Below are 24,090 nucleotides of genomic sequence, written 5' to 3'. Positions count from 1 at the left end.
CTCATCCGATACCGTGAGACCATCGAAAGCCCTGTAAACCGCCCTCCAGAGCTTCAGCTTGAGCAATTAAAGGCCGAGTATCCGCAATACGCGCATGTAATTGAACCGAAGCCAAGAAGACGTAAGGCGCGCTCTTCCCCAGGTTCAGCGAACCTACCGGGAAATATGTAAAAGGCTCCCGAAGGAGCCTAAAACATCTTGAATATCAAGTAATTGGATGGTGGGCGTGACAAGGATCGAACTTGTGACCCCTACGATGTCAACGTAGTGCTCTCCCGCTGAGCTACACGCCCATCCGATGGCGGCGCATAGATCACAAAACCTTGGGAGCCGTCAATAGGCTTTTTTGAAGTTTTGTGACGCGCCGGCCGCAAGCCTTATGCGGCAAGCATTTTGTTTACTTCATCAACGAGATCGCGAAGATGGAAGGGCTTGGAAAGCACCTTTGCATCCTTCGGCGCTTTCGAATCGGGATTGAGCGCGACGGCTGCAAAACCAGTGATGAACATAACCTTGAGGTCCGGGTCGAGTTCGGTCGCCCGGCGCGCGAGCTCGATGCCGTCCATCTCCGGCATGACGATATCGGTCAGGAGCAGGGAGAAGGGCTCTTCACGGAGCCTGTCATAGGCGCTTGCGCCGTTGTCGTAGGACAGGACCTTGTAACCGGCCTTCTCGAGCGCCTTCACGAGGAAGCGGCGCATGTCGTTGTCGTCTTCGGCGAGCAGTATCTTCTGAGTCATTATCCAGACCGATTGTGAATAGGTTTTGGTGGGAGGTGCCAGCTATTTACACTAGACTTTAGCCGGTAAACAACCGGTGAATTGCCTACCCCAGGCTGTCATCCCCGCTACATAGTATGGACTTGAGGTGAGGCAACTGGCAACATGGGCGAAGCAGCCGTCCTGTGACATGGTTAAGAGGGAAAAAGGTGCCGGAAATTCGCGAATACGAGCTTTTTGAGATCCGTGAGCCCGTGTCGCAGACCATTCCCTTCGTTTATAATTCCCCCCACAGCGGCCGTATTTATCCACCGGAATTTATCGCCCAGTCGCGGCTAGAGGGCATTTCCATCCGCCGGTCGGAGGATCACTATGTCGACGAGCTCTTTTGCGCCGCCAGTCGGCTCGGCGCGCCTTTGCTTCTCGCCAATTTCCCGCGCGCCTATCTGGATGTGAACCGCGAACCCTACGAACTAGATCCGCGCATGTTCGATGGGCTGTTGCCGCCTTATGCGAACATCAATTCGCTGCGTGTTGCAGGCGGGCTCGGGACCATTCCGCGCATCGTTGCCGAGAATATGGAAATCTATGCCCGTCGGCTGCCGGTGCAGGAAGGGCTCGATCGGGTCGAGAGTATCTACAAACCCTACCACGCCGCGCTGCGTCGCCTGATTGCGCGCACCCACGTGCAGTTCGGCTTCGGCGTGCTGATTGATTGCCACTCCATGCCGGGCAATGTGCGTGTCGCAGGCAGCAATACGCGGCCCGACTTCATCATTGGCGACCGGTATGGCACCAGCGCATCGGCAGAGCTTTCGCGTATGGCAATCAGTATTCTCGAGGAGATGGGTTTCACCGCCATCCGCAACAAGCCTTATGCCGGCGGCTTCATCACCGAACACTACGGTCGGCCGGCGCGAGGGTTGCACGCCCTGCAGATCGAGGTGAATCGGGCGATCTACGTGGACGAAGTGACGCTGGAAAAGCACACGGATTTTCCGCTGATCGTCAACGCCGTAACGGGTTTCATGCGGCAGATGGCGAGCTACGTGGAACAATTCTCGATCGATACGGCGCTTGCTGCCGAATAAGCTCCCAGACAGTCGCTCAAAAAAGAACCGCGCTGTTCAGCGCGGCTAAGTCTAGGGAGGAAACACCCAAGGAGGGTATTTACAGTCAGAAGACTGTATGAAGACGCTACTGCTGCGCTGCACAAATGTCAATCATTATTTTGCGATGCAAAATCTTTAGGCAGCTATCGAGAAAATGCCTGAAACGTTTGCATTCGAGCGCAATTCCGCTAAGAAATGCGGGCCACACGGCCCAGAAAAACGGATCGCCCATGCTCCCTGACCGCTCGTTCTTCAATCGCCTGGCGGAAGCCGCCAAGGCTGAAACGTTGCCGCGATTCCGGTCCGGCCTCGATGTCACAAACAAGCTTTCGAGCGGTTTCGATCCCGTTACCGAGGGCGATCAGGCAGCGGAAGCTGCAATCCGCAAGCTGATTGAAGAGCGTTTTCCTGATCATGGCATTCTCGGCGAGGAACATGGCAACGTCGGGCTAGATCGCGATTATGTCTGGGTCATCGACCCGATCGACGGCACGCGGGCCTTCATTTCCGGCGTGCCGGTCTGGGGAACGCTGATCGGGCTGCAGAAGAACGGCCGGGCGATCATGGGTATGATCGAGCAACCCTTCACTGGTGAGCGCTATTTCGCGGATCAGAACGGCTCGATCTATTCCGGGCCGGAGGGCGAACGGCGTTTGAAGACACGCGATTGCGGCATGCTTTCGAAGGCGATCCTCTTCACCACTTCGCCGCATCTCTTCACCGGCTTCGAAATGGAGAAATATCGTGAGATCGAAAGCCAGGTCCGGCTTTTCCGCTACGGAACCGATTGCTATGCCTATGCACTGCTGGCGGCTGGCCATGTCGATCTGGTGATCGAAAACGGCCTCAAGCCCTACGATGTCGGCGGGATCATTCCGGTGATCGAAAATGCCGGCGGCATCATCACGACTTGGGAGGGCGGGCGGCCGGAAAACGGTGGCTCGATCATCGCTGCCGGCAGCCGTGCTGTTTACGACCAGGCACTTGCGATCCTGCAGCGCTAAGCTACCGTCCGCTCAGACACCGATCCCCTCGACCTCTTCCCTGGCCTCGGCGTCGCTACCGGGGATAAACGCATGGAACGCTGCGAGTGCTGCGGCGCGATAGGCATCGCGCTCCTGAAAAATCTCATGCCGCGCGCCGTTGATCGGCACGAGCTGGCCGGCACGGAAATAGCGGGAGAGCCGTTCCTGCGCGATATAAGGCACGACGCCGTCGCGGGTCGGGGCAATGACGATCGTTGGGATGGTGATCGAAAAGAGATGGCTCGGCATTAGAACCCTGTCTATCGCCCTAAAGGATTCGTGCAGCCAGCGTGCTGTGGGCGGGCCGAGTGTCAGTTCCGGGTGCTCCTTCATCATCGCGACGTTCCGTTCGAAACGCACTTCGTCCGATGTCAGCGGATTGTCCTGGAAAGGCAGTTCCCGGAGATTGCGGCTTAGTGGCATCGAGCCGAGTCCGAGCGCACAAGCCGTGGCGGCGAGGCGGCGGATGGTCGAGGCTGACGCCGCCTGGCCGATCAGGCCGATGAAGGGCGCGGAAAGCACGATGCGTTCGATGCGCGTCGTCAGATAGGGTGCTGCCGAAAGCGCAATCAGGCCGCCGGTCGAATGGCCGAGCAGGTAGAATGGCAGGCGGGTGTCGGGCAGCACCACCTTCTCCAAAAAGGTGTCGAGGTCCCGTTCATAGTCGGAAAAGCGGCGCACATGGCCATGCTGCCGCTTCTTGATGAGCCGTGGCGAACCGCCCTGACCGCGAAGATCGAAGATCGCAACCCAGAGGCCCTTTGCCGTCAGATCGCGGATCGTCTCGAAATATTTCTCGATATATTCATTGCGCCCCTGGAGAATGACGACCGTGCCTTTCGCAACGGAGGTATCGGACCGGAATACCGCATAGCGCAGCTTCCAGCCGTCATGCGTCTCGAAATAGCCCTCTGTGCGGCTTTCCGGAACCGGATTGTCAGGTGTGGAGATGAGGATGCTGTCCATAAGCCGCTGCTTTCGATGCCGCCTTGAATGTAGGGGATAATGCACGGAGACGGAAAATCAACTCTTAAGCTGGAGCAAGAAAAAGAGACCGGCGGGGCGATCTGAGGGGATGCCCGGCGCCGGTCGCAAATCGGACTGAAGAAGAAGGGACGATGCACTTCAGCCATCGGGCCAGTTTGATTACCCGACGATACAATGTTTACAGAAGTGCGGCTGAACGCATGCCGAACCGCGCGTTCATGCCCTGTTCACCTGGCTTCAAACGGGGTCTTGAACTGCGGAAAGTCGATCACCATCTCAATTCTGCGGGTGCCAAAAGGGGTCCGCTGAACCGTCCCGAAGCTGCCGAATATGGGGTTTCAGGGGCATCTATCGCAACACGTCGCTTCCTTAGGAGGACATCATGCGTCACGTCGACTTTTCCCCACTCTATCGCTCGACCGTCGGTTTCGACCGTCTCTTCACCATGCTTGATAGCTTGTCTCAGCCGGATCAGGGCAATACCTATCCGCCCTACAATATCGAGCGAACCGGTGAAAACACCTACCGCATCACCATGGCGGTTGCCGGTTTCGATGAAAGCGAAATCTCCATCGAGGCTCAAGCTCACACGCTGACCGTCAAGGGCGGAAAGAGCGAAGAGAATGCGGAGGGCAGCGAGTTCCTCTATCGCGGCATCGCCAAGCGCGCCTTCGAGCGCCGCTTCCAACTTGCCGACCATGTCGAGGTAACCGCTGCTTCGCTGAAGAACGGCCTGCTCCATATCGACCTTCTTCGCAGCATCCCGGAAACCATGAAGCCGCGCAAGATCGCGATTGCCGCAGAGCCGGTAAGCGCGCCGAAGGCTATCGAGGCCCACGTCGCCAACTAACCAATCCCTCCCAGGATAGGAAAAGGCAGGCGGCGCTCCGTTGGGGCGCCGCTTTTTTGTTACCTGCGGATCAGGCCGGGCTTGCAGCCTCCTCGGCTTCCTCTTCCGTTATCCGGTGCGCGGCCGCTGCGGCATATTTCTGCGCGATCACGGCGCAGACCATCAACTGAATCTGATGGAAGAGCATCAGCGGCAGGACGATTGCGCCGATCGACTGGCCGGCGAAGATGACGCTTGCCATCGGCACGCCGCTTGCCAAACTCTTCTTTGAGCCGCAGAAAGTGATGGTGATCTCGTCGGCCTTGTTGAAGCCGAGAAAGCGGCTGCCGTGCATGGTGAGCATCAGGACGATCGCAAGCAGCAGCATGTCGAGCACGACGACGACGGCGATGTCTCTTACTGAGAAGGTGTGCCACAGTCCCTCCACGACCGCGGTGCTGAAAGCGAGATAGACGACCATCAGGATCGAACCGCGATCCACCGGCATCAGGACCTTTTTCTTCGCGCGGACCCAGTTGCCGATCCAAGGCTGCAGGATCTGGCCGGCCACGAAGGGCGCAAGCAGTTGCAGCAGGATCTGCTCCAGCGCATCCCAGGAAAAGCCGCCATGGCCACCAACGGAAAAGAGCAAGCCGACGAGCAGCGGCGTCAGGAACATGCCGAAGATGTTGGAAGCAGAGGCCGAGCAGATGGCCGCCGGCACATTGCCAGCTGCCATCGAGGTGAAGGCAATCGAAGACTGCACCGTGGACGGCAGGACGCACAGGAAAAGAATGCCGAGATAAAGCGGCCGCGGCAGGATCGAATCCGGGATCAGGCCAAGCCCCATGCCGAGCAGCGGGAAGATGGCGAAGGTTGTCAACAGAATGACGAGGTGCAGCCGCCAGTGCAAGAGGCCCGCAATGACGACGTCACTGGAGAGCCGTGCGCCATGCAGGAAGAAGAGCAGAGCGATGGCAAGATTAGTGGCGACGCCAAAATAACCCGCGAAAATGCCGCTTGCCGGAAGCAGCGAGGCAAGAATGACAGTAAAGACGAGCAGGATCGTGAAGGTATCGGGCAAGAAGCGGCGCATGATGCTCTCTCGGCATTTTTCAGAAGCTCGTTGCTTTGTCGCTAATTATGATTCAGGATGCAAGGAATAACAGTTATCGCGAACTTGGATTTCCGTGCTTGATTTGACGCAATTGCGCAGTTTTGTTGCCGTCGAGCAGATGGGCAGTTTCACGCTCGCGGCCGAGCGGCTGGGCCTTGGGCAATCGACCGTCAGCCAGCATATCCAGCGGCTGGAGACTTCCCTCGGGCGAAAACTCCTGGCTCGCGATACCCACAAGGTCGTACTCACCGGAGATGGGGAAGCGCTGCTTTCGCATGCGCGCATGATGCTTTCGATCGAGGGTCAGGTTCAATCGCTTTTCAAGGACAACAGCCTGCGTGGCCAGCTCCGCCTCGGTGTCTCGGAAGATTTCGTGACAAGCCAGCTTCCGGCCGTCTTGGAGGATTTCGTGCGGTCGCATCCGTCGGTTGATCTGGAATTGACCGTAGCGCTCTCTGGAGCGCTCTACGAGATGCAGGACAATGGCGAGATCGATCTGGTGCTCGCCAAGCGCCGGCTCGGCGATGCCCGCGGCAGGCTTGTCTATCGCGAGCCGCTAGTCTGGCTGGCGCGCGATCCGGACCATGTGCTTGCGCAGGGACCGCTGCCGCTGATTGCCTTCCCGCCGCCGAGCGTGACACGGACCATTGCGCTCGAGGCCCTCAGCCGGATGCAGGTGCCTTGGCGGATCGTCTGCACCTGCGGCAGCCTCAGTGGCTTGACAGCCGCGGCGCGGGCTGGAATGGGCGTGCTGGTGCAGCCGCGCAGCATGGCTCCCTCCGGATTGAAAGAGATTGGTGCGGCAAGGCTGCCGCTGCTGGAGGATGTGGAATTCGTGCTGGTGCCGCGCAAAGGGGCCGATCAGGCGCTGGTGTCGGCGCTTTCGGAGGATATTCTTGGGAAGGTGCGGGGCCTGCGATCAGCCGCATAGAAATAGAAACCCGCTTGGTGGCGGGTTTCGGTTGCTCGCCGATCAATAAGGCGAAACGCACTGCCGGCGCGGGCCATAGTACGGCTGGAAAGTATTGTCCCAGGCCCTGTAGGAGCGGTATTGATTATAGCACCAGCGGGTATGGGCGTTGCCGCCATAGTAGCGCGCCGGAGCATAGTAACGTGGCTGAGCCAAAGCACCGCCGATGATCGCACCGAGTGCCAATCCGCCAATAATGGCCGCGGCGTCGTTATTACGATGCCGGCGGTAGTAGCGGCGGCCGTAATAGTCGTCATAGTTCCGATATCGATAGCCACCATAATTTCGATAGCGATAGCCACCATAATTTCCGTAGCGATAGCTGCCGTAATTCCTATAGCGGGTACGACCCGGATAATAGCGTCCAGTCCACCGGCGGATGATCACGCGGCGGTCTTGAATCTGCTCTATGTTCGAAACCACCTTCGGTTTTTCGAAATTGACAACCGGAAATGCTTCGGCAGGTGGAATACCGGCAAAAGCCGTCACAAGTGACATGAGCGCGACTGCAAACTTTTTCATGGCTCTTCACCTTTCGCTGATAAACGAGAAAACCTCCTTAAAGTTCCAGTCGATGGAAGATTTGCAGCATTTCGCCCGCAAAGGTTAACCGGCTGCTTGCCGTTTTAAGCCCCTCTCAACCCTTTCGCTTAGCTGTTTGGTGAGATTCCGACTCCTAGTTTGGGAGCAGGTAACGGTCGTCGCTCGGGGCAAGGAAGGACGGACCGATGATGTATGGCGCACTATTCGTATCCGGGCTGGTGGCCTGTGTAATGATGATCCTTGTGATCGGGCACGAAGCGGAAAAGGCGGCTCAAAGTGCCCCGCAATCCGCCGTCTATGGCCATCAGAACTAAATGTAATCGGCTTTTACGCCGCCAGGCATTTCAGGAAGCCGTCGACATCGGCTTCCGTCGTGGCGAAGCTGGTGACGAGGCGGATCAACGTCTCGTTGCCGCCGACGAGCTCCGGGGTTGCGGCTGGAACCGGCCACTCGTAGAACTTCGCACCCCTTCCCTCGGCGATCTTCGCCGCCGCCTTCGTGACGACGGCGAAGACTTCGTTCGTGGCGGTGGGCCATGCGAGTCTGGCCGAATTGCTGGCGCCGATGCCTACGCGAAGGCCGTCCGCCATGCGGTTCGCATGGCGGGCGAGATCGAGCCAGAGGTCGTTCTCGAAATAGGCGTCGAACTGGGCGGCGATGAAGCGCGACTTGGAGAAGAGCTGCGCGGCACGCTTGCGGATGAAGGGCATCTCTCTGGCCTGATCCGGATTGAAGAAGACGATCGCCTCCGCGCACCAGCAGCCGTTCTTGGTGCCGCCGAAGGAAAGCATGTCCACGCCGCGTTTCCAGGTCATTTCGGCAGGCGTTGCGCCAAGCGCCACGAGTGCGTTGGCAAAACGTGCGCCATCCATATGAAGAGCTAGGTTGCGCTTCCTTGCGATGCCGGAAATCTCACCGATTTCCGGCATCGAATAGACGGTACCGATCTCGGTGGCCTGGGTAATAGTGACGGCACTCGCGCGGCCGTGATGCACGTCATCCTCAGGGAAGCTTGCGATCTTTGCCGAAAGCTTTGCCGGATCGATCTTGCCGGACTCTCCGGGCACAGCGACAAGGCGGGCGGAACCTGAAAAAAATTCCGGTGCGCCGCATTCATCCTCAATGACATGGGCCTCCGAATGGCAGAAGGTGACGCCGCCGGGGCGTTGGACGCTCGCAAGAGAAAGGGAGTTCGCAGCCGTACCCGTCGCGACAAAGAAGACAGCGACTTCGCGCTCGAAGACTTCGCAAAAGCGCACCTCGACTTTTTTATCGAGATTGCTGGTGCCGTATGCGGAAGCGAAACCGGCGGATTCGGCGAGCAGGCGTTGGGCAATGGATTCATGGGCGCCAGCCCAGTTGTCGGAAGAAAAAAACATGAAGGACCGTCGGGGAAAATGTGGGGTTGGCAAGTTCGCCAGGGACATTACGCCAAAGCTTTACGGGATCAAACATCTGCCTCGCAATGCATCACAAAAATTGAACTCCGCAATCAACAAACAAAATAGTGCGGCAATGTGTAATTTAATTTCGTCATTCCTGTTAATTCGGCAATCTTCCGTCCAAAATTGACGATTTTTTAATCGCGCGCTCTTGCGGAGCGCATAGGTTTCTGGCATAGAACTGATGAATTAGGACAGTGTTGCTGTCCTATTTTGGCCTTTACGGCCGAAGAGGCGCCGAAAGCCCTGACCTTTGCAGGGTTTCACGCTATAGTCCACTCAAGCGCAGCCTTGGCAGCGCGGAGGCGACTGGCAGGCGCGGAGCGCGGCGGCTTGCTTTAGCGGGTCAACGCGACCGGATCTTCGATAATGCAACAAGCGCTGTCACGCGTCGACCCCAGTATCAAGGGTGGCGGGCGACGAAGAGACGCCCGCTCGCGGGCTTTGACAGGAGGGAAAGATGACGAAGACGCCATCCACGGGTTTTGACCAGTTCGCAGCGGACGTGCGCGCAACGGCCAATACGCGTAAATCCGCCTCCGGTCTGCCGCGGAAACAGGGGCTTTATGATCCGCGCAACGAGCATGACGCCTGTGGCGTCGGCTTCGTCGCGCATATGAAGGGTCAGAAGTCACATCAGATCGTCAAGGACGGTCTCTTTATTCTGGAAAACCTGACGCACCGGGGTGCTGTCGGCGCCGATCCGCTGATGGGCGATGGCGCCGGCATTCTCGTGCAGATTCCCGACCGCTTCTTCCGCGAGGAGATGGCTAAGCAGGGCGTTATCCTGCCGAAGGCCGGCGAATACGGCATGGGTCATATCTTCATGCCGCGTGATGAAGGGCAGATCGAGCACTTCAAGAAGGTGATCCAGGATGTGATCACAGAGGAAGGCCAGGTCTTCCTTGGCTTCCGCGACGTACCTGTCGACAACTCGTCGCTCTCCAAGGCACCGGATATCGCCGCGACGGAGCCGCACCATGTGCAGGTCTTCATCGGTGCAGGCGAGGATGCAGCGACGAACGACGAGTTTGAGCGCCGTCTCTTCACGCTGCGCAAGGTGATCTCCAATCGCATTTACGACGAGTTCGAAGGCGAGGAGAGCAACTTCTATCCGGTGTCGCTGTCGTCGGCGACCGTCGTCTACAAGGGTATGTTCCTCGCCTATCAGGTCGGCGTCTATTATAAGGACTTGTCCGACCCACGTTTCGAAAGTGCGGTCGCCCTCGTGCACCAGCGCTTCTCGACCAACACCTTCCCGTCGTGGAAGCTGGCACACCCCTATCGCATGGTCGCACACAACGGCGAAATCAACACGCTGCGCGGCAACGTCAACTGGATGGCGGCGCGCCAGGCTTCCGTGTCTTCGCCGCTCTTCGGCGAGGATATCTCCAAGCTCTGGCCGATCTCCTACGAAGGCCAGTCGGACACGGCCTGTTTCGACAACGCGCTCGAATTCCTCGTGCGCGGCGGCTATTCGCTGTCGCATGCGGTGATGATGCTGATCCCGGAAGCCTGGGCCGGCAACCAGTCGATGGCGGCCGAGCGCAAGGCATTCTACGAATACCACGCAGCGCTCATGGAGCCGTGGGACGGACCGGCTGCCGTCGCCTTCACGGACGGCAAGCAGATCGGCGCGACGCTCGACCGCAACGGCCTGCGTCCGGCCCGCTATCTCGTCACCAACGATGATCGTGTCATCATGGCATCGGAAGCGGGCGTGCTGCCGGTTCCGGAAGAAAATATCGTCCGGAAATGGCGCCTGCAGCCTGGCAAGATGCTGCTGATCGATATGGAAGAAGGCCGCATCATCTCCGATGACGAGGTGAAGTCGCAGCTTGCGACCCAGCATCCCTATCGCAGCTGGCTCGATCGCACGCAGCTCATCCTCGAAGACCTCAAGCCGGTCGAACCGCGTGCGCTGCGCCGTGACGTTTCGTTGCTCAACCGCCAGCAGGCCTTCGGCTATACGACCGAAGACACGAGAATCCTGATGTCGCCGATGGCGACGACGGGTCAGGAAGCGATCGGCTCGATGGGTACGGATACGCCGATTTCGGCGATGTCCGACAAGTCGAAGCTGCTCTACACCTACTTCAAGCAGAACTTCGCGCAGGTCACGAACCCGCCGATCGACCCGATCCGCGAAGAGCTCGTCATGAGCCTCGTTTCCTTCATCGGGCCTCGGCCGAACATCCTCGACCATACGGGCATGGCGAACGCCAAGCGCCTCGAAGTGCGCCAGCCGATCCTGACCAACGGCGATCTGGAAAAGATCCGCTCGATCGGTCACACGGAAGATCGCTTCGATACCAAGACGCTCGACTTCACCTATGATGTGGAGCGCGGCGGCGCCGAAGGCATGCCGGAAATGCTCGACCGCCTTTGCGAGCGCGCGGAAGCGGCGGTCAAGGGCGGCTACAACATCATCGTGCTCTCTGACCGTCAGATAGGGCCGGACCGCATCGCGATTCCCGCGCTGCTGGCGACCGCTGCCGTGCACCACCACCTGATCCGCAAGGGGCTTCGCACCTCCGTCGGTCTCGTCGTCGAAACCGGCGAGCCGCGCGAAGTACATCACTTCTGCCTGCTCGCAGGCTATGGTGCCGAAGCGATCAACCCTTATCTCGCCTTCGACACACTGCTTGACATGCATGCCAAGGGCGAGTTTCCAAAGGAAGTGGACGCCAGCGAAATCGTCTACCGCTACATCAAGGCGGTCGGCAAAGGCATCCTCAAGGTCATGTCGAAGATGGGCATCTCGACCTATCAGTCCTATTGCGGCGCGCAAATCTTCGACGCAATCGGCCTGCAGTCGGATTTCGTCGACAAGTATTTCTTTGGCACTGCAACGATGATCGAAGGCGTCGGCCTGGAAGAGATCGCCAAGGAAACCGTTGCTCGCCATACAGCCGCCTTCGGCCGCGACCCGCTGCTTGCCAGCACGCTCGACATCGGCGGCGAATATGCTTTCCGCATGCGCGGCGAAAGCCACGCTTGGACGCCGGACGCGGTCGCTGCCCTTCAGCACGCGGTTCGCGGCAATGCTGAGGATCGCTACCGCGAGTTCTCCGACATGATGAACACCACGGCACTGCGCATGAATACCATCCGCGGCCTGTTCAACGTCAAAAGCGCCGAGCAGCTTGGCCGCAAGCCGATTTCGATCGACGAGGTCGAGCCGGCAGCCGATATCGTCAAGCGCTTCTCCACGGGCGCGATGTCCTTCGGTTCGATCAGCCGCGAGGCGCATACGACGCTGGCGATCGCTATGAACAAGATCGGCGGCAAGTCGAACACCGGCGAAGGCGGCGAAGAGTCCGACCGCTACATGCCGTTGCGCGACGGCTCGATGAACCCGGAACGCTCGGCGATCAAGCAAATCGCGTCGGGACGCTTCGGAGTGACGACCGAATATCTCGTCAACGCCGACATGCTGCAGATCAAGGTCGCGCAGGGTGCCAAGCCTGGCGAAGGCGGGCAGCTGCCAGGTCACAAGGTCGATGCGACGGTTGCCAAGACCCGTCACTCGACGCCCGGCGTCGGCCTGATCTCACCGCCGCCGCACCATGACATCTATTCGATCGAAGATCTGGCGCAGCTCATCTACGACCTGAAGAACGTCAACCCGGCGTCGGACGTCTCGGTCAAGCTCGTCTCAGAAGTCGGTGTTGGCACGGTTGCCGCCGGTGTTGCCAAGGCGCGCGCCGACCACATCACGGTTGCCGGCTTTGACGGCGGCACGGGTGCTTCGCCGCTCACCTCGCTGAAACATGCCGGCAGCCCTTGGGAAATCGGCCTTGCCGAAACCCAGCAGACGCTGGTGCTGAACGGCCTTCGCTCGCGCGTCGCCCTACAGGTCGACGGCGGTCTGAAGACCGGCCGCGACGTCATCATCGGGGCGCTACTCGGTGCAGACGAGTTCGGCTTTGCGACGGCACCGCTGATTGCCGCTGGCTGTATCATGATGCGCAAGTGCCATCTCAACACCTGTCCGGTGGGGGTTGCGACGCAGGATCCGGTTCTGCGCAAGCGCTTCAAAGGCACGCCCGAGCACGTCATCAACTACTTCTTCTTCGTCGCCAACGAAGTGCGCGAAATCCTGGCCTCGCTCGGCTTCACCAAGCTCGATGACATCATCGGCGCTTCAGAACTGCTCGAGAAGGACGAGATGCTGGCGCACTGGAAGGCCAAGGGACTCGATTTCAGTCGCATTTTCCACAAGGTCGATGCCGCGAAGGAAGAGACTTACTGGACGAGCCGTCAGAAGCACCCGATCGACGACATTCTCGACCGCAAGCTGATCGAGAAGGCCGAGCCTGCGCTCTCCTCGAAAACGCCGGTTGCCTTCGAAGTCGACATCAAGAATGTCGACCGTTCGGCGGGCGCCATGCTTTCGGGCGAGGTTGCGAAGCGCTACAACCACCGCGGCCTGAAGGACGACACGATCAACGTCACGCTGAGGGGCACGGCGGGTCAGAGCTTCGCTGCGTTCCTCGCACGCGGCGTCACCTTCACCCTGATCGGCGACGGCAACGACTATGTCGGCAAGGGCCTCTCGGGCGGCAAGATCATCATCCGGCCCCCGGAAAACTCGAAGATCGTCGCTGAAGACTCCATCATCGTCGGCAACACGGTGCTCTACGGTGCGACCGAAGGCGAGTGCTACTTCCGCGGTATCGCGGGCGAGCGCTTCGCCGTCCGTAACTCGGGCGCAATCGCTATCGTGGAAGGTGTGGGCGATCATGGCTGCGAATACATGACGGGCGGCGTGGTGGTCGTGCTCGGCGAAACGGGACGAAACTTCGCGGCCGGCATGTCCGGCGGCGTTGCCTACGTTCTTGATGAGGCTGGCGATTTCGCCAAGCGCTGCAACATGGCCATGGTTGAGCTCGAACCAGTTCCGGAAGAGGACGACATGCTGGAGAAGCTGCACCATCACGGCGGCGACCTCATGCACAAGGGACGCGTCGACGTCTCCGGCGACATGACGCGTCACGACGAGGAGCGCCTTTATCAGCTGATCTCCAACCATCTGCACTACACGGGCTCGACCCGCGCCAAGCAGATCCTGGACAACTGGGCCGACTACCGTCCGAAATTCCGCAAGGTCATGCCGGTCGAGTACCGCCGTGCGCTCGAGGAAATGGAGCGGAGCCGGATGGGAGTTGCCGCGGAGTGAGTGCTCTAAATCGGTAGATCTGTCACTGCTCTGACGAGCGGCATGGAGGATGCTGGAAAGAACGATGATGAAAAATCGGTTTTCGCTGCTTCATTCCTTCATCTCTCTGTGCCTCGCCGTTGCAGTTTCCGCCGGCGCCTCTTTTGCCGCCGGCGGCCTTGAAACGGAATTCATAGCCCTGGGCGCAGTCATGGGACTGGCCTACAGGTACTGGGGGCCTTTGGGTCTTGGGCTTTAAGATGATGAGGGACGAAAATATGGGTAAGGTCACAGGGTTTCTGGAAATCGACCGGCAGGTAGCGAAGTATCAGCCGGCGTCGGATCGCATCCGGCATTTCCGCGAATTCACGATCCCGATGTCGGACCCGGAAGTGCAGAAACAGGCCGCCCGCTGCATGGACTGTGGCATTCCCTATTGTCATGGCCCGACCGGCTGCCCGATCCACAACCAGATTCCGGACTGGAACGACCTCGTTTACAACAACAACTGGGAAGCGGCGATCCAGAACCTGCATTCGACCAACAACTTCCCGGAGTTCACCGGCCGTGTCTGCCCGGCGCCCTGCGAGGAGGCCTGCACGCTGAACCTTGAAGATGCGCCGGTTGCGATCAAGACGGTCGAGCAGGCGATTGCCGACAAGGCTTACGAGCTCGGCTTCATCCGTCCGCAGCCGGCAACGGTCCATACGGGCAAGAAGGTCGCGGTCATCGGCTCCGGTCCCGCTGGTATGGCGGCCGCCCAGCAGCTCGGCCGCGCCGGCCATGAGGTCCATGTCTACGAGCGCGAGAGCCGGCCGGGCGGCCTGTTGCGCTACGGCATTCCGGACTTCAAGATGGAGAAGAATTTCATCGACCGTCGTGTTGAGCAAATGAAGGGCGAGGGCGTCACCTTCCATTGCGGCGTTAATGTCGGCGTCGATCTGAAGGTCGAGCAACTGCTGTCGGATTACGATGCGGTGCTTTATTGTGGCGGCTCCGAAACGCCGCGCGAAGCGGGCATCCCCGGCATCGAACTTGCCGGCGTCCACGACGCGATGCCTTACCTCGTGCAGCAGAACAAGCGCGTCGGCCGCGAAAATATTGACAGTGTCGGCTGGGCGTCAGATCCGATCCTGGCGGGCGCCAAGCATGTGGTCGTCGTCGGCGGCGGTGATACCGCTTCGGACTGTGTCGGCACGGCCTTCCGTCAGGGCGCCGTCAAGGTCACACAGCTCGACATTCGTCCGCAGCCGCCGGAGAAGGAAGACAAGCTCGCCGTCTGGCCGTTCTGGGCAACGAAGATGCGCACGTCCTCCTCGCAGGCCGAAGGCGCCGTCCGCGAGTTCCAGGTCGCGACGCTGGAATTCATCGGCGAGGATGGCGTGCTGACAGGTGTGAAGTGCTGTGAAGTCGATGAGCGCCGCAAGCCGGTTCCCGGCACGGAATTCGTCATCAAGGCGGATCTCGCCTTTATCGCCATCGGTTTCCGCGGCCCGTTCACCGACAGCGTGCTCAAGGATCTCGATGGCAAGCTGACGCTCAACACCGACCGCCGCGGCTCGACCAATGTCGTTGCCAACGACAAGGACTACAAGACCTCCGTCGACAAGCTGTGGACGGCAGGCGATGTCCGCCGCGGCCAGTCGCTGGTCGTCTGGGCGATCCGCGAAGGCCGCCAGGCAGCACGCGCGATCGATGAGGCGCTGATGGGCTCCACGGTTCTGCCGGGCTGATGCTGTCGCTTGAAGCCGAACATGACATGGACCGCTCGCAAGAGGTTGTGGGCGGTTGATCTATTGAGCAGTCTGTAGGGCAAACTGCTGATTTGGCCATGCTGAGCGCTTAATGACTATGAGCTTTCGGAAAGCTTTGCCGGACGATGCGGCGAATGTAGCAGCCCTGACGACCCAGGTCTGGCTGCACACCTATGCCAGGAGGGGAATCCGTCAGGCGCTTTCAGATTATGTGCTGACACAGTTCACGGCAGAGAATTTCCGGCCTCACCTGGCCGCTGACACCCAGTATTTCATCCTGTGCGAGATCGACGGACATCTTGTCGGTTATCTGCGTCTCGATTTCGATGCGCCGTGTCCGGAGCTTTCCGACGTCACGACACAGGTCGTCACACTCTATGTCCAAGAGCACTTCATCGGAAAGGGCATCGGTGCCGAATTGCTGCGGGAGGCAGACCTCCTCTCGGCCAGGCGTAGCGCGACGCACATATGGCTGGCCGTCAACCATCAGAACGCCCACGCTATCCAGTTCTATGAACGGCAGGGCTTTGAAAGGCGGGGCTCGACCTACTTCGAGTTCGAAGGCGAGCGTCACGAAAATTTCATCTACCTTCGCATTGTCGCTCAGCCGAAGGGCTGAAGCTTATTTGGCCGAGACCTGCTTCGGTACTTTCGAGGCCGGAAGGCTGTAGTCGTCCACGCGTCCTGCCGGCGCCGGTTCCATCTGGCCGTCGTGCACCAGCATGTCTCGCGGCGACCTCGTCAGCGTGACCGGAGGCTGCCTGCCGCCGAGGAGCTCGGTGCCTCCGTCGAGATTGGGATCCGAAAGGCTGATCGGCTGTGTATGCGCGGCCGGATCCGACGGCAGCCCTAGATGGGGCAGATTGCTTGTGTCGAGGCGCATGAGGTCGGGGCTTGCCTGCGTGCCGAGAAGACGACGGGCCGGCTTTTCCACGTAGAAGGCCACCTTGCGGCGTCCGGCCTGTGTCAAATTGATGCCGTCCGACGTGCGCAGGCGCACCTGCTGGCCATTGATGTCGGAACCGGTAACGACGAACTGTCCGTTCTCGTCTACAAAGCCATCCCAGATATCGACGAACTCACCGCCGATGGTTTCGACCTGCTTGCGATAGAGCTGGTTCATCTGAACGGCGTCGGCCGTCATCGAGGGTGATTCGAAGGCGGGCAAGCCGACCCAAAGCAATGGTATCTTGCGGTTGGTTATTTCCTTGCCGAAGTTCAGCACGCGCTTCTGATATTCGCCATACCAGGCGTCCGTGCGGAACTTCTCCTTGGTGCCGCCGATTGCCATCTGCTGCCGGTCGTTGGCGCCGATCATGACGACGACCATCGCCGGCTTCAGTTCGTCCATCATTTTCAAGAGCTGTTCGGGCCAATCGTAATAGTCGTCGCGCACCAAGCCGGAAGCAACGTTGCCCCGGGCTTCGACGACGACGCCGGGTGAAGCCTTGAAGGCTTCCATCATGCCGTCGCCGAGGCCGCTCGCAAGGAAATCGCCGACGATCAGGATTTTTTGTGCGTTCTCGAGCTTCTGGACCACGGGTTCCTGGGGAACCGGCGCTGCGGGCCGCGGAGTAGCAACCGTCTTGGGTGCGACTGTAGTGCGTCTACGCTGACGCTGCGGGGCGCGCCGGACCTCGGGGGCGGCTGGATATTCATCGATATAACGGCGTCCGAGGAAGAAATCGAAGATCGAGCGGCGGTAATAGTAGCGCTCTTGGGCATCGGCGAAATCGACGGGAGCTGTGATGCCGAAAGAAAACACCAGAACGGCGGATAGAAGCGCCCTCCAGCCCGATTTCAGCCTCTTACCCGATCTACGCATCGTCATGCCCACCTCTCGCGACATTTTCGCATGGAGGGGACGCAGGCGTCCACTCTCATGAAATCTATGTCGCGGATTTTTCCTTTCTAGCGCCGGAGCGCGTTCAGGAGGGGGAGCGAAGGTTCGCCATCGGCCTGCATGCCGAGGCGTTCCTGAACAGCCGAGATCGCGGCTTTCGAACCTGAACCGAAATTGCCGTCGACCTCGCCATTGTAATAGCCGAGCGTCTTCAAGCGATTTTGCAGCTCGAATTTTTCCTTCATGTCGAGCGTGCCGTCCGGGCGCGGCCAACGCTGCTTCACGCCGCCATAACCGGCGATTTCATCAGCAAGCAAACCGACGGCGAGCGCGTAGCTGTCGGAAGCATTGTACCTCTTGATGGTGAAAAAGTTCGCGGTCATCAGGAAGCCGGGACCGCCGGCGCCGGCCGGCATCTTCAGCACGGCCCTTGTTGAGCCGTCGCGGAAACCCTTGCCGTTGGGGCGGGTGACGCCCATCGCTGCCCACTGCGCGATCGTATGCGTCTTACCGGCCTGCTTTGCCAGGCTCGCCGGAACCGAGACTTCGTAGCCCCATGTTCTGCCGGTGTCCCAGCCGTTCTTTGCGAGAAGATTAGCGGAGGTCGCAAGCGCGTCCGGCACGGAATTCCATATGTCGCGATGACCGTTGCGGTCGGCATCGACCGCATAGAGCAGATAGCTTGTCGGGATGAACTGCGTATGGCCCATGGCGCCTGCCCAGGATCCCGTCATGCCATCGGCCGAGATATCGCCGTTCTGCAGAATCTTCAGCGCGGCGACGAGCTGCTTCTTGGCGTATTTGGCGCGGCGGTCGTCCGCGTAGGCAAGGGTCGCCAGCGCGCGCGGCACGTAGTGTAGGCGGTCGTCCTTTTGGAGCACGGCGCCATAATTTGATTCCATCGACCAGATCGCCAGAATGATGTTCTTGTCGACGCCAAAATGCCGTTCGATCGCGGTAAGGGTTGCCGCATGCTTTGCGGCCATTTTGCGGCCGATCTCGGCTGTATAGGGGTTCACGCGGGAGTCTACATAGTCCCAAATCTTGGCCCTGAATTCCGGCTGATAGGCCGCCTTTTCAAGGACTGTTGGGTCCGGTTCAGTCACGCCTGCGAAAGCTTTCCGGTAGGTTGCCTTGCTGATGCCATTTTGCGCGGCAGTTTGGTAAAAGTCCGCGATCCACTTCTGGAACCGCTGGTCGGCAGCCGCGTTATGGGGAGCCAGACCTGCGGAAGCGGTCACAATGAGGGCGAGAGCAAGACCATGAAGGGAGTATTTGCGATTCTGGGCCATCGGCAGTCGTATCCGTCATCTTCGTTACACGTGCGGCGGAGTTGCGGTTTCCGGCCAAACCCGACACTACCGGAACGGAGTCAACAAATTCTTTACCATGACCGGCTTCTCCCGTCATCCTTTGCAAAACGGTAGCGATTCTAATCTAGTTCACCCTAAATAGCTTGAGTGTAAAAGCGATCCAGCCCCCTAGGAGGTCTACGTGGGACAGCAGAAAAAAGTTCGTAAAGCGGTATTTCCGGTTGCAGGTTTGGGGACACGGTTCCTCCCGGCCACCAAAGCCGTTCCGAAGGAAATGCTGACTGTCGTCGATAAACCGATCATCCAGTATGTGATCGACGAGGCGCTCGAAGCCGGCATTGAACACTTCGTTTTCGTGACGGGCCGCAACAAGCATATCATCGAAGACTATTTCGACATTCATTTCGAACTCGAGCAAACGCTGAAGGAACGCAGCAAGCAGGCGGAAATGACGCTGCTCGCCAATCAGCTTCCGAAAGCAGGCACGGTCAGCTTCACACGTCAGCAGGAGCCGCTCGGCCTCGGCCACGCCGTATGGTGCGCCCGAGAGATCGTCGGCGACGAACCTTTCGCCCTGCTGCTGCCGGACATGATCATGAAGGTGGAAGGCAAGGGCTGCATGAAGGGCATGATCGATCTCTATGCCCAGAGCGGTGGCAACATCATCGCCGTTGAAGAGTGCGATCCGGAGCAGGCGCACAGATACGGCATCGTGGGAGCGGGCGAACCGATCGGCGAGGGTTTCCGCATCACTGGTATGGTCGAAAAGCCAGCCAAAGGCACTGCACCCTCCAACTTCTTCATCAACGGCCGCTACATTCTGCAGCCGGAAATCTTCAAGATCCTCGAGACGCAGGAGCGCGGTGCCGGCAATGAAATCCAGCTGACCGACGGCATGCTGAAGTTGCTCAAGGAACAGGATTTTGCAGGCTACCACTTCCGTGGCACGACCTACGACTGCGGCGCGAAGGATGGTTTCATCCTGGCCAACGTGGCGTTCGCACTCGAACGTGCGGATATTCGCCCGACCGTCGAAGACGGTTTCAAGGCACTGCTGAAAGGCCTTTGAGGCTAGCGTTTCAGCTTGAGACCGACGCCGGCTCGCCATTGCTGCGAGTCGGCGCCTACATCCCGCGTCGTCAGCTCGTATCCCAGCGTGCTGGTGAAATCGAGATAGCGGTTGATGTTCCAGGTCAATCCGCCGCTCGCGGTGTAGACCGTCTCGTCGCTGCTGCCGCCGGACGGATAGTCCCGCAAAGTCACCCCACCCAGCACCGTTGCTTGAAGATTGTCGCGCAGCTGATGCGTGATCGCCGTCGTCAGCACGTGCGAGATATAACCGCTCTGACCAGCCGTCGTTGAAGGTTGGATGCTGGTCGATAGATCAAAACGAACGTCGGTTCCACGCAGCGGCGACCAGAGGAGGTTTGCGTCGACGGTTGCGGTGTCGATCGAGTCGAGGCGGCTATCATCAAAGGTTGCAGTTTCGTAGCCGAGACCGACTTCGCCTTTCAGCTTTTCTCCGAGATCGATTTCGACGCCGGCTATGACACCGTAGCTGTCGCCGGAGCGTGCAAAGCCTGCCGAATCCCGCGTTTCATCGTAGACCGTTGTGCCGATGGAGGCCTCGATGAAGGGAATGAGTGCGGGCGAAAGCTCGTAGCCGACGCGGGTCCGCAATGTGCCTGACGTCTGGTTGCGGTCGCTGAGCGAGACCCTCGTGCCGTTCGAAAGCACGGCGTCGGAGTAGATCGTCCGTGTCAGATCGAGTGCTGCGGTACCGCGCAAGATCCCGAAATCGCGCTCGACGGATGCGCCCGCCGAAAACTCCTGCACGTCCGATTGCTGCTCGGCATCGGCGATTGCGTCGGGATCGTCGGTGTCCTCGCGATAGAACCGGTATCCGCCCTTGATATGCGCGACCGTGTCGTCATGCAGGTCGAGGCGAAGGTCGCCGTCGATGTCGAAGGCGGGCTGCTCTTCGCCGCTACCGCTGATATTCTGCTGCCATGTGCCCTGGCTGGTGATGAGGAGCTGATGCAGCGCCCAATCGGAGGTCAGTGTTGCGTAGGCATCGGTTTCGAGGAAAGCACGGGTTTCCTTCGTGCTGCCGTCCTTCGTGGTTTCGGTATTGATCGACTGGGTAACGGAGGGGCGCAGTACGAAGGTGCCGACGTGGATGCCCGCCGTCTCCTGGGCCGAGAGGGTTTCCTCCAGTTTCCGTGGCGCCCTCCTGTCATCGACCGCTGGTTCGCGGGTGTTCAGGCGGCGTATCTCCTCATCGAGGATGGAGCCGGTCGTTTCATCGGACGGATCCTGATTCGTTGCCCCGGCTGTTGTTGATGTTCCGGCTTGTTGACCTGAGTTGGATGAGGTGCCGCTGATTAATTCATCGTTGGAAGGATTTGCTATATCGCTATCATCGACTGCGCCATTGCCGGCGGGAAAAGACTGCTGTGCATTCGAGGAACCGCTATACGGCTGCGAACTGGATGCAGACGAATAGCCGGATGTGCCGCTGCTGATGCTGCTCTGCGTGGACTGAGCAAACCCAGGGCCAGGTGGAAGAAACACAGCGCAGAGAACGATAGAAGACACGGCAAAACGCGTCGCGCGGAGCGGCGTCAAACTGCTCGTCTCATTTTCCTTGGCCATCCGGATTCCGCGCGTGGCATGCTCAATTTGTTACCCGAACGTAAAGCCTTGTGGTTAATCATTCGTTTCGGCTACAGCGCTCTGTTCACAGGTTGCAAAGCGGCATGGGTGGACACCTTAAATGAAAAGCGCTAACGCATGGCCATGAGGAAAGCGGTCAAACTTGTTGAAAACAGTGTGCTCGAATCCGCCAAGCGGACGATCGAGACGGAGAGACGCGGCCTTGAGGCGCTGGAACGCGCCTTGAACGACGGCCTGTCTGAGCCCTTTTCTCAAGCGGTTGAGACGATCGGCGGCATTAGCGGCCGAGTCATCGTGACTGGTGTCGGCAAAAGCGGGCACATTGGTACAAAATTGGCGGCTACTCTTGCTTCGACGGGCACGCCGGCGTTTTTCGTTCACGCCGCGGAGGCCAATCACGGCGACCTCGGGATGATCGCGAGGGACGATCTTGTCCTCGCCATATCCAAAGGCGGCGAAAGCGCAGAACTGCGCAGCATCATTGCCTATACACGCCGATTCTCCATTCCTTTGATCGCGCTCACGTGCAGCGAGCGCTCGTCGCTGGCGACAGCATCTGACATCGTATTGCTGATCCCGAACGAACAGGAAGCCTGCCCGAACGGGCTTGCGCCAACGACATCGACATTGATGCAACTCGCCCTCGGGGATGCGCTGGCGATCGCGTTGCTTGAAGCGCGCGGTTTCACGGCGCGGGATTTCCATGTCTTCCATCCGGGCGGAAAGCTCGGCGCCAGCCTGACGCATGTCGGCGACGTCATGCACACTGGCGAGCGCGTGCCGCTGGTGCCGAAGGGGACGCCAATGCCGGAGGCGATCCAAGTGCTGTCGCGCAAGCATTTTGGCTGCGTCGGCGTTCTAGAGGAAGACGGGCGGCTCTGCGGCATCGTTACCGAGGGGGACATTGCCCGCAACCTTACACGCAATCTGTCCGAGCTTTGCGTCGACGATATCATGACGCGCACGCCGAAGACCGTGAAGCCGACGGCGCTTGCAACAAGCGCGCTGGCATTGCTGGAGCAGTATCAAATCGGCGCACTGATCGTCATCGATGACGACAACAGACCGGCGGGCCTGGTGCATTTTCACGATCTCTTGCGGATCGGCGTCGCCTGATTAGAGCGGCTCGACCGTCAGGTCGCGGCCATTGCTTGCGACCACCTTCACCTGCGTTCCGGCCGGGAGGTTCGGGCCTGTCACCCGCCAGATCGTATCATCGAGGCGAATGCGGCCGCGGCCTTCGGCGATCGGTTCCGAGAGCGTTGCCGTTCGGCCGACGAGACTTGCGCCCCGCTGATTGAGGAAGGGCTCGTCAGTCACATTATGGCGAAGCGTTAGCCGGCGGCCGAGGAGTGTCGCGGCAACGGCCAGGACAGCGAACAGGATGAGCTGCGTTTCCCAGACCCAGAAGGCGGCATCCCAAAACAGTAGCGACAGAACGCCTATGGCGAGTGCGGCGAGCCCGATCCAGACGAGGAAAAAGCCAGGCACGATCATCTCGGCGGCAAGCAGCACCAGGCCCACGATCCACCAGCTCCATGGTCCCAATTCTGCAACGATGCGTGCCAGCATTCGTCAGCGCTCCGGGGTTTGGTTGAAGGGATTGACCGGCGGGTTCGTGCGCGACGGCACTTGACGCGGACGTGGCGGGGAGGGCGGATTGTTGCCGTCGCCGAAGACCTCCCTAGCGATCGCGCCGATACCGCTCAGAGAGCCGATAATGGACGAGGCTTCCATCGGCATCATGACAATCTTGGAATTGGAAGCCGAGCCGATCGCGGTAAGTGCCTCGGTATATTTTTGAGCGACGAAGTAGTTGATCGCCTGCACATCGCCGGCGGCGATTGCTTCCGAGACCATCTTTGTCGCCTTGGCCTCGGCCTCGGCCAGACGCTCCCGGGCTTCCGCCTCGCGAAACGCTGCCTCGCGCTGGCCTTCCGCTTCGAGGATCGCCGATTGCTTGGCCCCTTCGGCGCGAAGGATCTGGGCGTTGCGCGAACCTTCGGCTTCCAGAATTTGGGCACGCTTCTCACGTTCGGCCTTCATCTGCCGTGCCATGGCGTCGACGAGATCGGTCGGTGGACGGATGTCCTTGATCTCGATGCGCGTGACCTTGATACCCCAGGGCTGCACCGCGTCATCAACGACGCGCAGCAGCCGGTCGTTGATCGCATCGCGGTTGGACAGAAGCTCGTCGAGATCCATGGAGCCCATGACGGAACGGATATTGGTCATCGTCAGGTTGAGGATGGCGTTTTCGAGATTGGAGACCTGGTAGGCGGCCTGAGCGGCATTCAGGACCTGGTAGAAGGCGACGGCATCGGCGGCGACGGAAGCGTTGTCGCGGGTGATGACTTCCTGGGTAGGAACATCGAGCACCTGCTCCATGACGTTCAAGCGGGCGCCGATGCGCTCGATGAAGGGCGTGATGATGTTGAGGCCCGGCTCCAGCGTCCGCGTATAGCGTCCGAACCGCTCGATCGTATAGCGATAGCCCTGCGGCACCGTCTTGACGCCTGCAAAAAGCACCAGGATGACGAAGACGACGAGCGCAATAACGACGATATCGAAACCGCCCAAGACCATGAAACCCCTCCC

Annotated in this window: 20 protein-coding genes and 1 tRNA gene; 10 read left to right on the top strand and 11 right to left on the bottom strand. The window is 59.6% G+C overall.

Translation table 11 applies throughout. The features are described from left to right. Window positions 1–218 precede the first annotated feature (218 nt). Together BN1800_RS05340 and cpdR1 are read right to left on the bottom strand one after the other, a co-directional pair. Window positions 219–293, bottom strand: a tRNA-Val gene (locus tag BN1800_RS05340). A gap of 84 nt (window positions 294–377) precedes the next feature. Beyond that, window positions 378–740 carry a response regulator CpdR1 gene (cpdR1, locus tag BN1800_RS05335; RefSeq protein ID WP_003542883.1) on the bottom strand — a complete coding sequence of 121 codons (363 nt, stop codon included), beginning with the start codon at window positions 738–740 and terminating at the stop codon, window positions 378–380. A gap of 188 nt (window positions 741–928) precedes the next feature. Here cpdR1 and BN1800_RS05330 point away from each other — a divergent pair, with 188 nt between their 5' ends. Together BN1800_RS05330 and hisN are read left to right on the top strand one after the other, a co-directional pair. Then, window positions 929–1,810 (top strand): N-formylglutamate amidohydrolase, encoded by an 882-nt coding sequence (locus BN1800_RS05330; RefSeq protein WP_086995197.1) that lies wholly within the window; start codon window positions 929–931, stop codon window positions 1,808–1,810. A gap of 251 nt (window positions 1,811–2,061) precedes the next feature. Next, entirely contained in the window at window positions 2,062–2,835 is a 774-nt protein-coding gene (hisN, locus tag BN1800_RS05325) for a histidinol-phosphatase (protein WP_086995195.1), read from the top strand. 12 nt (window positions 2,836–2,847) lie between these two features. Here hisN and BN1800_RS05320 read toward each other — a convergent pair whose 3' ends face one another. Beyond that, window positions 2,848–3,822: an alpha/beta fold hydrolase gene (locus BN1800_RS05320; RefSeq protein ID WP_086995192.1), complete on the bottom strand. Its 975-nt coding sequence runs from the start codon at window positions 3,820–3,822 to the stop codon at window positions 2,848–2,850. A 403-nt stretch (window positions 3,823–4,225) separates the two neighbouring features. Here BN1800_RS05320 and BN1800_RS05315 point away from each other — a divergent pair, with 403 nt between their 5' ends. Then, complete coding sequence (locus BN1800_RS05315; protein ID WP_086995189.1) at window positions 4,226–4,693, top strand: Hsp20 family protein; 468 nt, start codon at window positions 4,226–4,228, stop codon at window positions 4,691–4,693. 70 nt (window positions 4,694–4,763) lie between these two features. Here the strand turns inward: BN1800_RS05315 and BN1800_RS05310 are convergent, their stop codons facing one another. Continuing rightward, complete coding sequence (locus tag BN1800_RS05310; protein ID WP_086995186.1) at window positions 4,764–5,768, bottom strand: bile acid:sodium symporter family protein; 1,005 nt, start codon at window positions 5,766–5,768, stop codon at window positions 4,764–4,766. A 94-nt stretch (window positions 5,769–5,862) separates the two neighbouring features. Between BN1800_RS05310 and BN1800_RS05305 the strand changes: the two genes are divergently transcribed. Continuing rightward, complete coding sequence (locus tag BN1800_RS05305; RefSeq protein ID WP_086995183.1) at window positions 5,863–6,720, top strand: LysR family transcriptional regulator; 858 nt, start codon at window positions 5,863–5,865, stop codon at window positions 6,718–6,720. 42 nt (window positions 6,721–6,762) lie between these two features. Here BN1800_RS05305 and BN1800_RS05300 read toward each other — a convergent pair whose 3' ends face one another. Together BN1800_RS05300 and BN1800_RS05295 are read right to left on the bottom strand one after the other, a co-directional pair. After that, complete coding sequence (locus BN1800_RS05300) at window positions 6,763–7,281, bottom strand: BA14K family protein (RefSeq protein ID WP_086995180.1); 519 nt, start codon at window positions 7,279–7,281, stop codon at window positions 6,763–6,765. Between the two features lie 348 nt (window positions 7,282–7,629). Beyond that, entirely contained in the window at window positions 7,630–8,682 is a 1,053-nt protein-coding gene (locus BN1800_RS05295; protein WP_086995178.1) for a threonine aldolase family protein, read from the bottom strand. Window positions 8,683–9,205: 523 nt separating this feature from the next. Between BN1800_RS05295 and gltB the strand changes: the two genes are divergently transcribed. The 4 genes from gltB to BN1800_RS05280 all read left to right on the top strand — a co-directional run bounded on the left by gltB (window position 9,206) and on the right by BN1800_RS05280 (window position 16,279). Then, window positions 9,206–13,927: a glutamate synthase large subunit gene (gene gltB / locus BN1800_RS05290; protein ID WP_086995175.1), complete on the top strand. Its 4,722-nt coding sequence runs from the start codon at window positions 9,206–9,208 to the stop codon at window positions 13,925–13,927. Between the two features lie 64 nt (window positions 13,928–13,991). Further along, window positions 13,992–14,165, top strand: coding sequence for a hypothetical protein (locus tag BN1800_RS41280; RefSeq protein WP_156915194.1), 174 nt, complete (start codon window positions 13,992–13,994; stop codon window positions 14,163–14,165). Window positions 14,166–14,184: 19 nt separating this feature from the next. Then, window positions 14,185–15,639, top strand: coding sequence for a glutamate synthase subunit beta (locus tag BN1800_RS05285; RefSeq protein WP_086995172.1), 1,455 nt, complete (start codon window positions 14,185–14,187; stop codon window positions 15,637–15,639). Window positions 15,640–15,751: 112 nt separating this feature from the next. Further along, window positions 15,752–16,279, top strand: coding sequence for a GNAT family N-acetyltransferase (locus BN1800_RS05280; RefSeq protein WP_086995170.1), 528 nt, complete (start codon window positions 15,752–15,754; stop codon window positions 16,277–16,279). A gap of 3 nt (window positions 16,280–16,282) precedes the next feature. Here the strand turns inward: BN1800_RS05280 and BN1800_RS05275 are convergent, their stop codons facing one another. Together BN1800_RS05275 and BN1800_RS05270 are read right to left on the bottom strand one after the other, a co-directional pair. Then, complete coding sequence (locus BN1800_RS05275) at window positions 16,283–17,491, bottom strand: SGNH/GDSL hydrolase family protein (RefSeq protein WP_244564440.1); 1,209 nt, start codon at window positions 17,489–17,491, stop codon at window positions 16,283–16,285. An 80-nt stretch (window positions 17,492–17,571) separates the two neighbouring features. Continuing rightward, on the bottom strand, window positions 17,572–18,795 hold the full coding sequence (locus tag BN1800_RS05270) for a lytic murein transglycosylase (protein WP_086995167.1): 1,224 nt from the start codon (window positions 18,793–18,795) through the stop codon (window positions 17,572–17,574). Window positions 18,796–18,997: 202 nt separating this feature from the next. On the opposite strand from BN1800_RS05270, the gene galU reads away from it, so the two are divergent. Next, window positions 18,998–19,885 (top strand): UTP--glucose-1-phosphate uridylyltransferase GalU, encoded by an 888-nt coding sequence (gene galU / locus BN1800_RS05265; RefSeq protein WP_027508033.1) that lies wholly within the window; start codon window positions 18,998–19,000, stop codon window positions 19,883–19,885. 2 nt (window positions 19,886–19,887) lie between these two features. On the opposite strand, the gene BN1800_RS05260 is transcribed toward galU, so the two are convergent. Next, complete coding sequence (locus BN1800_RS05260; RefSeq protein ID WP_086995164.1) at window positions 19,888–21,471, bottom strand: outer membrane beta-barrel protein; 1,584 nt, start codon at window positions 21,469–21,471, stop codon at window positions 19,888–19,890. A 138-nt stretch (window positions 21,472–21,609) separates the two neighbouring features. Here BN1800_RS05260 and BN1800_RS05255 point away from each other — a divergent pair, with 138 nt between their 5' ends. Further along, window positions 21,610–22,608 (top strand): KpsF/GutQ family sugar-phosphate isomerase, encoded by a 999-nt coding sequence (locus tag BN1800_RS05255; protein ID WP_375714111.1) that lies wholly within the window; start codon window positions 21,610–21,612, stop codon window positions 22,606–22,608. On the opposite strand, the gene BN1800_RS05250 is transcribed toward BN1800_RS05255, so the two are convergent. Both BN1800_RS05250 and BN1800_RS05245 read right to left on the bottom strand, forming a co-directional pair. Then, window positions 22,609–23,064 (bottom strand): NfeD family protein, encoded by a 456-nt coding sequence (locus tag BN1800_RS05250; protein ID WP_027508036.1) that lies wholly within the window; start codon window positions 23,062–23,064, stop codon window positions 22,609–22,611. A gap of 3 nt (window positions 23,065–23,067) precedes the next feature. Next, a complete protein-coding gene (locus BN1800_RS05245; RefSeq protein ID WP_027508037.1) occupies window positions 23,068–24,078 on the bottom strand; it encodes an SPFH domain-containing protein in 1,011 nt (336 codons plus the stop codon). Window positions 24,079–24,090 lie beyond the last annotated feature (12 nt).

This window comes from Rhizobium sullae (assembly GCF_900169785.1).
GTDB classification, from domain to species: domain Bacteria; phylum Pseudomonadota; class Alphaproteobacteria; order Rhizobiales; family Rhizobiaceae; genus Rhizobium; species Rhizobium sullae.
Note: the sequence above shows the minus strand (reverse complement) of the source record. Positions and strands in the feature narration are given on the sequence as shown.

Coding starts and splice junctions, on each gene's coding strand:
- BN1800_RS41280 (WP_156915194.1), top strand. CDS start 13,992: ATGATGAAAAATCGGTTTTCGCTGCTTCATTCCTTCATCTCTCTGTGC.
- BN1800_RS05245 (WP_027508037.1), bottom strand. CDS start 24,078: ATGGTCTTGGGCGGTTTCGATATCGTCGTTATTGCGCTCGTCGTCTTC.
- BN1800_RS05300 (WP_086995180.1), bottom strand. CDS start 7,281: ATGAAAAAGTTTGCAGTCGCGCTCATGTCACTTGTGACGGCTTTTGCC.
- BN1800_RS05285 (WP_086995172.1), top strand. CDS start 14,185: ATGGGTAAGGTCACAGGGTTTCTGGAAATCGACCGGCAGGTAGCGAAG.
- BN1800_RS05260 (WP_086995164.1), bottom strand. CDS start 21,471: ATGGCCAAGGAAAATGAGACGAGCAGTTTGACGCCGCTCCGCGCGACG.
- BN1800_RS05320 (WP_086995192.1), bottom strand. CDS start 3,822: ATGGACAGCATCCTCATCTCCACACCTGACAATCCGGTTCCGGAAAGC.
- BN1800_RS05295 (WP_086995178.1), bottom strand. CDS start 8,682: ATGTTTTTTTCTTCCGACAACTGGGCTGGCGCCCATGAATCCATTGCC.
- hisN (WP_086995195.1), top strand. CDS start 2,062: ATGCTCCCTGACCGCTCGTTCTTCAATCGCCTGGCGGAAGCCGCCAAG.
- BN1800_RS05315 (WP_086995189.1), top strand. CDS start 4,226: ATGCGTCACGTCGACTTTTCCCCACTCTATCGCTCGACCGTCGGTTTC.
- cpdR1 (WP_003542883.1), bottom strand. CDS start 740: ATGACTCAGAAGATACTGCTCGCCGAAGACGACAACGACATGCGCCGC.
- BN1800_RS05310 (WP_086995186.1), bottom strand. CDS start 5,768: ATGCGCCGCTTCTTGCCCGATACCTTCACGATCCTGCTCGTCTTTACT.
- BN1800_RS05280 (WP_086995170.1), top strand. CDS start 15,752: ATGACTATGAGCTTTCGGAAAGCTTTGCCGGACGATGCGGCGAATGTA.
- gltB (WP_086995175.1), top strand. CDS start 9,206: ATGACGAAGACGCCATCCACGGGTTTTGACCAGTTCGCAGCGGACGTG.
- BN1800_RS05275 (WP_244564440.1), bottom strand. CDS start 17,491: ATGACGATGCGTAGATCGGGTAAGAGGCTGAAATCGGGCTGGAGGGCG.
- BN1800_RS05250 (WP_027508036.1), bottom strand. CDS start 23,064: ATGCTGGCACGCATCGTTGCAGAATTGGGACCATGGAGCTGGTGGATC.
- BN1800_RS05255 (WP_375714111.1), top strand. CDS start 21,610: ATGGCCATGAGGAAAGCGGTCAAACTTGTTGAAAACAGTGTGCTCGAA.
- BN1800_RS05270 (WP_086995167.1), bottom strand. CDS start 18,795: ATGGCCCAGAATCGCAAATACTCCCTTCATGGTCTTGCTCTCGCCCTC.